The 12,067-nt window shown below is 36.6% G+C and carries 9 protein-coding genes; 7 read left to right on the top strand and 2 right to left on the bottom strand.

Translation table 11 applies throughout. The features are described from left to right. Positions 1-10 precede the first annotated feature (10 nt). The 6 genes from IGL80_RS11215 to IGL80_RS11190 all read left to right on the top strand — a co-directional run bounded on the left by IGL80_RS11215 (position 11) and on the right by IGL80_RS11190 (position 6,793). On the top strand, positions 11-751 hold the full coding sequence (locus tag IGL80_RS11215; protein WP_002355609.1) for a WxL domain-containing protein: 741 nt from the start codon (positions 11-13) through the stop codon (positions 749-751). 75 nt (positions 752-826) lie between these two features. Then, entirely contained in the window at positions 827-1,921 is a 1,095-nt protein-coding gene (locus IGL80_RS11210; RefSeq protein WP_085366624.1) for a DUF916 and DUF3324 domain-containing protein, read from the top strand. A gap of 201 nt (positions 1,922-2,122) precedes the next feature. Beyond that, positions 2,123-2,572, top strand: a complete 450-nt coding sequence (locus IGL80_RS11205; protein ID WP_002381257.1) for a hypothetical protein — start codon at positions 2,123-2,125, stop codon at positions 2,570-2,572. Between the two features lie 3 nt (positions 2,573-2,575). Continuing rightward, entirely contained in the window at positions 2,576-4,024 is a 1,449-nt protein-coding gene (locus IGL80_RS11200; protein ID WP_002358731.1) for a helix-turn-helix domain-containing protein, read from the top strand. Positions 4,025-4,133: 109 nt separating this feature from the next. Then, a complete protein-coding gene (locus tag IGL80_RS11195; protein ID WP_002391769.1) occupies positions 4,134-6,038 on the top strand; it encodes a heavy metal translocating P-type ATPase in 1,905 nt (634 codons plus the stop codon). 35 nt (positions 6,039-6,073) lie between these two features. Next, the gene (locus IGL80_RS11190; RefSeq protein ID WP_002358733.1) at positions 6,074-6,793 is read left to right on the top strand and encodes an MgtC/SapB family protein; all 720 of its coding nucleotides are present in this window, start codon (positions 6,074-6,076) and stop codon (positions 6,791-6,793) included. A gap of 47 nt (positions 6,794-6,840) precedes the next feature. On the opposite strand, the gene IGL80_RS11185 is transcribed toward IGL80_RS11190, so the two are convergent. Both IGL80_RS11185 and IGL80_RS11180 read right to left on the bottom strand, forming a co-directional pair. Then, the gene (locus IGL80_RS11185) at positions 6,841-7,578 is read right to left on the bottom strand and encodes an amino acid ABC transporter ATP-binding protein (RefSeq protein ID WP_002355616.1); all 738 of its coding nucleotides are present in this window, start codon (positions 7,576-7,578) and stop codon (positions 6,841-6,843) included. A gap of 1 nt (position 7,579) precedes the next feature. Further along, positions 7,580-9,748: an amino acid ABC transporter substrate-binding protein/permease gene (locus IGL80_RS11180; RefSeq protein ID WP_002355617.1), complete on the bottom strand. Its 2,169-nt coding sequence runs from the start codon at positions 9,746-9,748 to the stop codon at positions 7,580-7,582. Between the two features lie 278 nt (positions 9,749-10,026). Between IGL80_RS11180 and uvrB the strand changes: the two genes are divergently transcribed. Further along, positions 10,027-12,024 carry an excinuclease ABC subunit UvrB gene (gene uvrB, locus IGL80_RS11175; RefSeq protein ID WP_002355618.1) on the top strand — a complete coding sequence of 666 codons (1,998 nt, stop codon included), beginning with the start codon at positions 10,027-10,029 and terminating at the stop codon, positions 12,022-12,024. Positions 12,025-12,067: the final 43 nt, after the last annotated feature.

Genomic DNA, 12,067 nt, shown 5'->3' with positions numbered 1-12,067 from the left:
AGAAAAGAAAATGAAAAAAGTAACAACAGTATGTTTATCCACATTTATTTTAGGGAGCTTAGGCATGACTTCTCAAGCCTTTGCAGAAGATGGCGGTAGTTATACATCTAATGGTATCGTAGAATTTACACCAAGTGAAGAGCCAACTAATCCGGTTGACCCAACGGATCCAACTAATCCAGTTGATCCTATTGACCCAACAGATCCTGAAGGTCCTAATCCAGGAACAAACGGTCCGTTGTCAATTGATTATGCGTCAAGTCTAGACTTCGGTGTTCAAAAAATCACGTCGAAGGATCAGACTTATTTTGCTGCTACCCAAAAATACAAGACAGTAGGCGCAACCGATGAAGTCAAAGAAGGGCCTAACTATGTCCAAGTAACAGATAACCGTGGAACCGAAGCTGGCTGGTCATTAAAAGTGAAACAAGAAGGACAATTTAAATCAACTTCTGGTAAAGAATTGACTGGGGCAGCTATCACGTTTAAAAACGGAAATGTAGTGACTGCTTCAGATTCAGGCAAACCAACAGGCCCAGCCACAATCACGTTGAATTCAGATGGTAGTCAATCAGATGTAATGAGTGCAGCGAAAGGAAACGGTGCAGGAACTTATTTATTTGATTGGGGAACAGACGCAACTACAGCTGCTAAAAGTATTGAGTTAACTGTTCCAGGTTCTACAACCAAATATGCTGAAAAATACGCCACAAAATTAACATGGACGTTGACAGACGCTCCAGGAAATTAAACGAGTTTTAAAAAGAAGAATAGCGGGGAACATGGTTACCTGCTATTCACTACATATAGAAAAGGAGTAAATAATTTGAACAGAAAAAAACAACGATTTCTTTTTTTTCCGATACTACTAATTCTTTTAGCGTTAGTACCTAGCAATGGTTTTGCCAGTGAATTTAATTTCGCGGTTACGCCTATTCCATCAGAAAAACAAGTAGATAAAGAAAAAACTTACTTTGATTTATTACTAGCACCAAATGAAGAAACTGAGTTGAAAGTGAGCTTGCGCAATGATACAGATAAAGAAGTAAAGGTAGGTATTTCCATCAATAGTGCCATTACCAATTCAAATGTAATCGTGGAGTATGGTGAAAATAAGGGGAAAAAAGATCAAAGTTTAGCGTTTGATATAAAAGACTACGTTCAATACCCTAGCTCAGTTCGTTTAAAACCAAAAAGTGAACAAACGGTTTCTATTAACGTCAAAATGCCTAATACACCCTTTGATGGAGTGTTAGCTAGTGGTATCACTTTTAAAGAAGAAACGTCGGATGAAGGCAAACGCCAAGACGATAAGAGTCAGGGGTTATCCATTAAAAATGAATATTCGTATGTCGTTGCATTATTGATGCAACAAAATAAAAAAAAGGTTGAGCCGAATTTACTTTTGAAAAAAGTCTCACCAGGACAGATTAATGCTAGAAATGTGATTTTAGTCAATCTACAAAATGATCAAAAAACATATATTAACCAAGTTGCCTTTTCGGCAGAGATTACCAAAAAGGGACATGAAGAAGTTTTATATAAAGAGGAAAAAGCAAACATGCAAATTGCACCAAATACCAATTTTTCTGTTCCCATTGCGCTAAAAGGGCAACCGCTTAAGCCAGGAGATTACCATTTGTCTATGAACGTTGTTGGGAATAAAGATGCTGCAGGCTCATTTAAAAAATCAATAAACAATGAATCGATATCTTTTAGAAATCAATGGCAATTTGAAAAAGACTTTACAATTAATGGTGAAGTTGCCAAAGAATTAAATGAAAAAGATGTCACCTTAAAAGAAAATCATTCGAATTTATATTTGATGATTGGCTTACTACTATTATTGATAGTGATTTTAATCATTGCCTGGTTGATTTGGCGAAAAAAGAAACAGGAAAAAAACGAAAGAGAAATATAAAGAGTAGTTAATTTTTGATTTGATCATCGGCAACGTTTTTGTTTGTTTTTACTTATCAAACATGCAGTTTATTCAACAAACCTAACTCAAAAAAAGAAATAATAAGAAGGAGTATTGTTAAATATCGTCTGATACCACTTTACTAGTTATATTTTTTGTTTTGTTATGTAGCTAAAGTATTTGGCAATATATGTGAGAAAAATGGATAAATACAAACATTTACTATTATGGAGTACATTGTTACTCTCGTTTTTTCAAGTAACCAATGTGCAAGCAGCAGAAGAACGGAATCCAATTTATAATCCGACCAATCCAACAGAAGAAATTTATCCGATTGAGAATACTGGCACACCAGAAAAAATGGAAGAAACAAATGAAAGTACTATTACTAGCGAAACGCAAGCGGAAGAAAGTAGCGAAGACGTTAGTAAAAAAGAAGTGACAACCAATAATCCAAAAACAAATGAAGAAAGGCCTTCTTCCAAGAAAAGTCAGCATCAAGTATTTTTCACGGATGAATTATTTGATGCTAGCCATATCACCATTGTACCAAATAGCACAGGCGGTGCTGGAACGGAGGGGCAAAACACTTTTTACTTGAATTTCATACGGGAATTAGTAGGAACGGCTATTTATGGGAGAAAGAACTGATAAATGATGAATTATGAAATTTTTTTAAATAAAGAAGATCAACGAAGTTATTCCTTGCTAAGGCATTTAGAAGAAAGTCCCACGCTATCAGGTACTTTTATTGCACTTCGCGAAGAATTATCAATGTCGAATTTTTTAGTCAAAAAAACATTAGAAAAATTAAAAGCAGATATTGACAATCTAAAGTTAAGCGACAGCTTAACTTTAGTCGTTTCTGATGTAGATGTTACACTTGAAATTGATGGAAACTATTCAAGTAAACTTTTGCTCACGAAATACTTAACAGAATCGCTCTCTTTTAAATTAGTGTTGTCTTACTTTAGAGGAAATTATAGTTTGACAAAGTTTGCTGAATGTAATCATGTCAGCACCTCTGTGGCGTATAGTACCTTACAGCGGCTAAAAAAAGCCTTAAAGGAGTATCAGATCTATTTTAGTAAGCGGGAAATTGTCGGCAATCAAAAAGCAATTTCATTTTTTTTGTATAAATTGTTCACGCTTTCCAATCAACCAATTTCCGAACTATATTCGGTAAAAGTTTATAATGAAGCGAAACGTGTATTACAGTCTGTTGAGTTAAACTATACTTTCACCACCTATGAGCGACGCAATTTTTTCCATTATTTAGCTATTATGATTAACAACGAAGGACGTGCGGTGGAAGGGATCGATACGCGTGCACTGAATACATTTTCAGAGGAACTAATAAAAAAATCGCAAGTGGCATGGGCATTGGCCTCAAAATCATTAACGTATACGATTGTTTTTTTCTTGTATTTGCATGGCAAACTAGAGAAAAAATATGTCATTCACGAAGATCCTACGATTGAAAGCCTAACTCGTGTTTTCATTGGAAGTTTTGAAAAAGCATTTAATTGTTTAGAAGAGTCAACAAGGAATACTCTAGAAGAAGGGTTAGCAATTATTCATTTCAATGTTATTTACTTTCCGATTAATATGTTTGACGATTTTGAAATGGATTTACAGTTTTTTAAGCAAACATATCCGGAATTTTATTTTTATTTAATTGAATATATTCGTTGGTTAACAGCAAAACATAAAAAAATTGCGAAAGCCAATCACTGTTTGTTTTTTAACTATCTATTGTTGCTAATTAATCATGTTCCGGTTCATTTAATTGCAGAGCCAGCCAAGGTCCTAATTGATTTTTCTTATGGAAAAGAGTATAACCAATTCATCAAAAAAAATTTATCCGTCTATGTGAATTTAAATGTAGAAATTATTGACCCGTTATCAGATACCTTACCAGATGTGGTGATTACCAATTTAAATAACTTGTATCAAGAAGAACAGAGTAAAGTTATGGTTTGGCTGGATCCACCTCGTTCGATTGATTGGGTCAATTTAACGCAATCATTATTGACTATTCAAGAAGAAAAATATCAACAACAAAAAGAATCGACAAAGACAAGCGGTGATCCTATCGAATAGAATCATCGCTTGTCTTTGTGTTTAAGTCTTTACAAAACCACTCAAGTGTTTTATAATATGAATATACATTCATATGAATAGAAAAACATTAATAAGGAGGCGCATAACAATGTCAAAACAAACAGGTGCACACACACATGAAGAAAAAGGTAAAAACGTTCCAGTTATTCTCTTTTTTACAGGATTGGCTCTTTTCTTTATCGGTTTATTTTTAGGGAACATGCTCTTAGTGAAAAATATTCTTTTCTCGTTAGCTGCTATTTTAGCTGGTTATCATATTATTGGGGAAGGCTTTGGAGATACGTATCGGGATACGAAAAACAATCGAAAGTTTTCGCCTAATATTCATTTGTTAATGACCTTAGCTGCAGTTGGTTCAGCATTAATGGGAAGTTTTGAAGAATCAGCATTGTTGATTTTGATTTTTGCGGCGGCGCATTTCCTTGAAGATTATGCTCAAGGCAAAAGCCAACGTGAAATTACAAAACTATTAAATTTAAATCCAACAGAAGCTCGCCTGATAACAGACGACGGCTCAATTCAAACTGTGTCAGTTGAACAATTGAAGATTGGTGACCGCGTGCAAGTCCTCAATGGCGCGCAAATTCCGACAGATGGCGTCGTGATTGAAGGAAGTACCGCTGTGGATGAATCATCTATTAATGGGGAAAGCATTCCCAAAGAAAAAAATAGCGGGGACCCAGTTTTTGGTAGTACCATGAACGGTTCAGGCACAATTGTTGTTGAAGTAACGAAAGATAGTTCAGAAACAGTTTTTGCAAAAATCGTACAGCTCGTGAACCAATCACAAGAAAATCAATCAGAAATTGCAAGCAAAATTAAACGATTTGAACCAAAATATGTCACACTAGTTTTAGCAGTTTTTCCACTAATTGTTTTAGGTGGCGCATTACTTTTCCAATTGACTTGGGCTGAAAGTTTTTACAGAGGCTTGGTCTTCTTAATTGCTGCCTCACCTTGTGCTTTAGCAGCAAGTGCCGTTCCGGCAACTTTATCAGGAATTTCCAATTTAGCGAAACAAGGCGTTTTGTTTAAAGGTGGCTCATTCTTATCAAATTTAGCTGAAGTGAAAGCACTCGCTTTTGATAAAACAGGCACGCTAACAAAAGGCAAACCTGAGGTCACAGATTATCTTTTTGTTGATGGCTTAGAAGATCGCCAAGACGAATTAGTAGCTGTTTTAACAAATATGGAGAAAAAATCCAATCATCCATTGGCGACGGCGATTGTTAATCGCTTTGAAGCAGAAACAACGGCTTTAAATTTAGAAGTAGAAAATATTGTCGGGGTGGGTTTAGTAACGACCATTGCAGACACAACTTTTAGAATTGGTAAACCATCTAGTTTCGAACAAGTGCCAACAATCATTGAGAAACAAACAACGAAATTAGCAAGTGAAGGCAAAACGGTAGTGTACTTTGCCGAAAATGAACAAGTGATTGGTTTGGTGGCATTGATGGATGTTCCTAATGAAGAAGCAATGAACGCCATTCACTATTTCAAGTCACAAAATATTGAAACAACAATGATTACAGGAGATGCAAAACTTACGGGGGAAGCAGTTGGCCGCTTAGTAGGCGTGGACCAAGTTTATGCTAATGTTTTGCCTGAGGAAAAATCAGCGATTGTTGATCAATTAAAACGCGAAGTAGGAATGACAGGGATGGTTGGTGATGGTATTAACGATGCGCCCGCTTTAGTGAATGCTGATATCGGAGTGGCGATGGGGGATGGTACAGACATTGCTATCGATGTTGCAGACGTGGTAGTGATGAAAAATGATCTTTCTAAATTAGGCTATGCTCACCGTGTCTCAAAACGCTTGAATAAAATTGTGCAGCAAAATATTATTTTTTCAATGTTAGTGGTAGCAACGTTAATTATCTTGAACTTTTTAGGTATTGCGAATATCGCATTTAGCGTACTTATTCATGAAGGAAGTACCTTAGTGGTCATTTTTAATGGCTTGCGTTTATTAGTTAATACAAAATAAGTCAAATAGTCACTTGCAAGAAAGGAGAGAAAGCGATGAATTCTTTAAAAATGATTGAACTTTCTCTCACCGACGTTGTCATTCGGATGGCTCTAGCCGTGGTTTTTGGAGCTTTGATTGGGTTAGAAAGAAGTATTAAAAGAAAAGGCTTCGGTATCAGTAGTAATGCCATTTTATGTTTGGCCTCTTGTACGATTTCCATTTTACAGATTCAATCGGTGGATATTTTAGTCGATGTGGTGAAACAAAATAGCGCCTTGGCGTCCATTATTTCTATGGATATTACACGATATGGCGCCCAAGTGATTAGTGGTGTAGGCTTTCTCGGTGCGGGGATTATCGTTTTTAGAGAAAGGAAAGTTTCTGGGTTAACGACAGCAGTAATGATGTGGAATGTTACTATTATTGGTTTAGTCATTGGGATGGGCTTTTTAACCATTGCGTTTATCAATCTCGTGGCAACTTTGCTAGTATTAGCTCTGGCCCATTTTAAACGAAAGACTCCTTTAAAACGATTGCAGCTTATCGTAAAAATGAAGGAACCTATGATTAAAGAAAGCCGACTGCATGAACAACTTCAAGATTCTTTAGAAAAAGGGGAGCGCTTAGTAGAATTGACTTTGGAATCCGAACAAGAGGCAGTGACAGCAAAGATTTCTTATGTAGGCAAAGAAGATTTCTGGCATTCCAACTTGCACCATCTCTTGAAAGAAAAAGGGCACGTTCAATCTGTCTCTGTCACGGAAACAATTTAACCATAAAATAAAGCACTTGGGCGCTAGCGCGCGCCAAGTGCTTTTGTTTAAATATTTAATACTTTATCTAAGAAATCTTTTGTTCGAGGGTTTTGAGGATTTTCAAAGACTTGCTCTGGCGAACCATCTTCTAGGAAGTTACCGCCATCAATGAACATTACTCGATTAGCCACTTCTTTTGCAAAGCCCATTTCGTGAGTAACGATGACCATTGTCATTCCTTGTTTTGCTAAATCTTTCATTACACCAAGAACATCGCCAACCATTTCTGGATCAAGGGCTGATGTTGGCTCATCGAAAAGCATAATATCAGGATTCATCGCTAACGCACGTGCAATTGCGACACGTTGTTTTTGACCACCAGATAAAGAATCTGGATAGGCATCTTTTTTATCTGCCAACCCAACACGTTCTAAAAGTTCTAACGCTTTTTTCTCCGCTTCGTCTTTTGATAAGCGGCCTAAATCAGTTGGTGCTAAAACAATATTTTCTAAAATAGATAAATGTGGAAACAAATTGAAATGTTGGAAAACCATGCCGATATGTTGACGGACTTGGTTGATGTCCGTATTTTTATCTGTCAAGTTCGCACCATCAATAATAATGTCTCCGCTAGAAGCTTCTTCTAATTGATTCAAGCAACGTAAAAAAGTACTTTTACCAGAACCAGAAGGACCGATGACGCAGACTACGTCGCCTTCGTTAATAGAAACATTAATGTCGTTTAAGACCGTGTTGTCACCATATTTTTTTACTAAATGTTCAACTAAGATTTTTTCAGTCATATTAGTTCACCTTCTTTTCAAGGTTTTTCGCTAATTTAGTTAAGCTAGTAATTAAAATTAAGTAGATTAACGCAATAACGAAGTAAACCATTGTACTTTGTAATGTCCGAGCAACAATAATTTTTCCTGTTTGTAGTAGTTCGATTAAGCCAATTGCTGAAAGGATAGTTGTATCTTTCAATGAAATAACAAATTGGTTAATGAATGAAGGAATCATAATGCGAATCGCTTGTGGTAAAATAATTTTTTGCATTGTCCGATTATAGGAAAGACCTAAACTTCTTGAAGCTTCCATTTGGCCAACTGGAACAGCTTTGATTCCGCCGCGCACAATTTCAGAAATATAGGCACTGGCATTTAAAGTTAATGTGATAATCCCAGCAATGAAGACCGGGATATTAAAGCCAAGCACACCAGGTAATCCGAAATAGATGAAGAACGCTAAGACCATTAAAGGAATTCCGCGAATTAAATCAACATAAATGGTTGAAAGTACACGTAATGCTTTGATTGGTGAAACGCTGAATAATCCGAAAATAACGCCGACAATTAAAGCAAGTACGAAGGAAATCAACGTTAATAGAATCGTCATCCATAAACCGTGTAACAATTGTTTCCAGTTGTTTTGCATGAAGCCAACAAACGTAGATTCGTCAGCTGTTTCTTCTTTGGCTTCGTTGCCATCTTTCACGTAAGTGCCGATAATTTTATCGTATTCACCTGTACGTTTCATTTCTTTTAAGCCTTCGTTAAACATTTCAAGTAGTTCAGGATTTTGCCCTTTTTTGACAGCAAAACCGTAAGAACCACCTTTTTCACGAGGAATTGGTGTCGCTAGTGGTTGATTTTGCGCAACCCCATAGCCAATGACAGGATAATCATCCATCATGGCATCAACTTCGCCAATTTCTAATGCACTGTATAATGCATCAGTTGTGTCTAAATACTTAATTGAGTAATCATATTTCTTTTTATTTTTTTCTAAGAAATCAGCACTTTCAGTACCAATTTTTACGCCGACTTTTTTGCCTTTTAAATCATCATACGATTTAATTTTGTCATTGCCTTTTTTGACCGCAATTTGAATGCCGCTATCAAAGTAAGGAACAGAGAAGTCGAAGGCTTTTTTACGATCATCCGTAATCGTCATGCCTGCAACCATCCCATCTGCTTGACCAGATTCAACAGCTTGGACAGCAGAACTAAAACCAATAAATTTAAATTCAACAGTAAAACCTTGCAATTCAGCTGCACGTTTGACTAAATCTACATCAATTCCGACATAATCACCTTGGGCATTTTGAAACTCAAACGGAGCAAACGTAGAATCACTAGCAATCACATATTTCTCTTTTTTAGGAGTGATTTTTTTCATCTGTTCGCCAGCGTCTTGTGTGTTTGTTTCATCACCTGTCGCTAAGTAGTTGTTTAAAATTTTATCATAAGTACCATTGTCTTTAAGATTTTTCAAACCAGCGTTGAACTTTTTGATTAATTCAGGGTTTTGACCTTTTTTCACTGCGAAACCATAAGAACTGCCTGTTTCTTTATCGCCAACTAATTGTAATTTTTGGCCATTTTTCACTGCGTAGCCCAATACAGGATAATCATCAACGATTGCATCCGCTTCGCCGTTTTCTAAGGCTTTATAAAGACCCGTTGCATCGTCAAAATTTTTGATGGTGTAGTCATATTTCTCTTTATTTTTTTCAAGGAAGTTGGCACTTTCAGTTCCAACTTTAGCCGCAACCGTTTTGCCTTTTAAATCATCATATGATTTAATTTTGTCGTTTCCTTTTTTTACCGCTAATTGTAAACCGCTATCGAAGTATGGATCTGAAAAATCAAAGGATTTTTTTCGCTCATCCGTAATACTCATTCCAGCAATCATGCCATCAATTTGTTTAGATTGAATCGCTTGGACTGCACTATCGAAGCCTAATGGTTTTAAATCCACTTCAAAACCTTGATCTTTGGCAATCGCATCTAATAAATCAACGTCAATACCAATGTATTTTCCTTTTGAGTCTTGGAATTCAAAAGGGGCGAATGTTAAATCCGTTCCAATTGTATATTTCTTTCCTTCCGCATGTGCTGAAGTGCCACTAATGAATGTTAGCAGAGTTACCATCATCACAAAGAAAGAAAGTAAAAAGTGTTTCCTTTTCATAAAATACCTCCTAGTTTTGCATATTGAACAATTATATAGTAAGAAATAGGAAGCTGACAAGTATTTGAACGCTAAAAAGAGAAAAAAACTCTAATTTCCTTACATTTCATGTTATAAAATGTGACATAGAAATTAAGAACAAAAGATTAAGATCAGTTGAAGTCCGAAACAGCAAAAGTGGCGAAAATATGTTCGGTATGTTAAACTAATAAGTGGACATTCTGCCAGAATGGGCCGATAATTTAAGAGAAATTAGACACTTTGAGGGGGAGTTATAAATGATCGAAAGAGAAACTTCCAATACCTTTCATTTGGCTTCTAAATATGAGCCTGCCGGAGATCAGCCAGCCGCTATTGCTGAACTAGTTGACGGTGTCAAAGGTGGAGAAAAAGCTCAAATTTTACTTGGAGCGACCGGAACAGGTAAAACATTTACAATCTCTAATGTGATTCAAGAAGTGAACAAACCAACATTAGTGATTGCACATAATAAAACACTAGCTGGACAATTATACGGGGAATTTAAAGAATTTTTCCCAGATAATGCGGTCGAGTATTTTGTCAGTTACTATGATTATTATCAACCAGAAGCATATGTACCCTCAAGTGATACATATATTGAAAAAGATTCCAGTATTAATGATGAAATTGATAAACTACGCCATTCAGCGACAAGTTCTTTATTGGAACGAAACGATGTCATCGTGGTAGCATCAGTTTCTTGTATTTTTGGTTTAGGGGATCCGCGGGAATACAGTCAACAAGTTGTTTCATTACGTGTGGGAATGGAAATGGATCGTAATGAGTTACTAAAAAGCTTAGTCGATATTCAATTCGAACGAAATGATATTGATTTTCAACGGGGGCGTTTTCGTGTCCGTGGTGATGTGGTTGAGATATTCCCAGCTTCACGGGATGAGCATGCGCTACGTGTTGAATTTTTCGGAGACGAAATTGATCGAATTCGTGAAGTAGATGCGTTAACTGGTGAAATTGTCGGCGAAACAGAGCATGTCGCTATTTTTCCGGCAACACACTTCGTGACGAACGAAGAACATATGGAACACGCCATATCGCAGATCCAAGAAGAATTAGAGGCACGTTTGAAAGTGCTTCGCAGTGAAAATAAATTATTGGAAGCTCAACGTTTGGAACAGCGAACCAACTATGATATTGAGATGATGAGAGAGATGGGCTATACGTCAGGGATTGAGAATTACTCTCGACATATGGATGGTCGCCAAGAAGGAGAGCCGCCATATACGCTGTTGGACTTTTTCCCAGATGACTTCTTACTTGTAATCGATGAGTCTCATGTAACAATGCCGCAAATTAGAGGAATGTATAATGGCGACCGAGCACGGAAACAAATGTTAGTGGACTATGGTTTCCGGTTACCAAGTGCACTTGATAACCGACCGCTTCGTTTAGAAGAATTTGAACAACATGTAAACCAAATTGTTTATGTATCGGCAACACCAGGCCCTTATGAAATGGAACAAACAGAGACTGTTGTTCAACAAATCATTCGACCAACAGGTTTACTAGATCCAGAAGTAGAAATCCGCCCAATTATGGGTCAAATTGATGACTTGGTGGGCGAAATTCATGAACGGATCGAAAAAGATCAGCGGGTGTTTGTCACAACCTTAACGAAGAAAATGGCCGAAGATTTAACCGACTATTTCAAAGAATTAGGCTTAAAAGTTAAATATTTGCATAGTGATATAAAAACACTGGAAAGAACGGAGATTATTCGCGATTTACGATTAGGCGAATTTGATATTCTAATAGGTATTAACTTATTACGTGAAGGAATCGATGTGCCAGAAGTTTCCTTAATTGCGATTCTAGATGCGGATAAAGAAGGCTTCTTACGTAGTGAACGCTCGTTAGTGCAAACGATGGGACGGGCTGCCCGGAACGCTGAAGGAAAAGTCATTATGTATGCAGATAAAATCACCGATTCGATGCAACGAGCTATGGATGAAACGGCACGACGTCGGGCAATCCAAGAAGCATATAATGAAGAACATGGTATTGAACCAAAAACAATTATTAAAGAAATTCGTGATTTGATTTCTATTTCCAAAACAGCTGATAAAGATGAAACCGTGGTTCAATTGGATAAATCATATGAAGATTTATCAAGACAAGAAAAAGCTGATTTATTAATGAAACTTGAAAGAGAAATGAAAGATGCGGCCAAAGCATTAGACTTCGAAACTGCAGCCACATTACGAGATACCATTCTTGAATTGAAAGCTGCCAAATAAGTCAACCAACGGATTAAGTAAAAGATACGATGAACCATCGTAT

This window comes from Enterococcus sp. DIV2467a, from assembly GCF_050532945.1.
Taxonomy (GTDB): Bacteria; Bacillota; Bacilli; order Lactobacillales; family Enterococcaceae; genus Enterococcus; species Enterococcus faecalis.
Note: the sequence above shows the minus strand (reverse complement) of the source record. Positions and strands in the feature narration are given on the sequence as shown.

Bases quoted from the DNA above. Each gene is read 5' to 3' on its own strand.
- IGL80_RS11200 (WP_002358731.1), top strand. From the start codon at position 2,576: ATGATGAATTATGAAATTTTTTTAAATAAAGAAGATCAACGAAGTTAT.
- IGL80_RS11205 (WP_002381257.1), top strand. From the start codon at position 2,123: ATGGATAAATACAAACATTTACTATTATGGAGTACATTGTTACTCTCG.
- uvrB (WP_002355618.1), top strand. From the start codon at position 10,027: ATGATCGAAAGAGAAACTTCCAATACCTTTCATTTGGCTTCTAAATAT.
- IGL80_RS11215 (WP_002355609.1), top strand. From the start codon at position 11: ATGAAAAAAGTAACAACAGTATGTTTATCCACATTTATTTTAGGGAGC.
- IGL80_RS11190 (WP_002358733.1), top strand. From the start codon at position 6,074: ATGAATTCTTTAAAAATGATTGAACTTTCTCTCACCGACGTTGTCATT.
- IGL80_RS11195 (WP_002391769.1), top strand. From the start codon at position 4,134: ATGTCAAAACAAACAGGTGCACACACACATGAAGAAAAAGGTAAAAAC.
- IGL80_RS11185 (WP_002355616.1), bottom strand. From the start codon at position 7,578: ATGACTGAAAAAATCTTAGTTGAACATTTAGTAAAAAAATATGGTGAC.
- IGL80_RS11180 (WP_002355617.1), bottom strand. From the start codon at position 9,748: ATGAAAAGGAAACACTTTTTACTTTCTTTCTTTGTGATGATGGTAACT.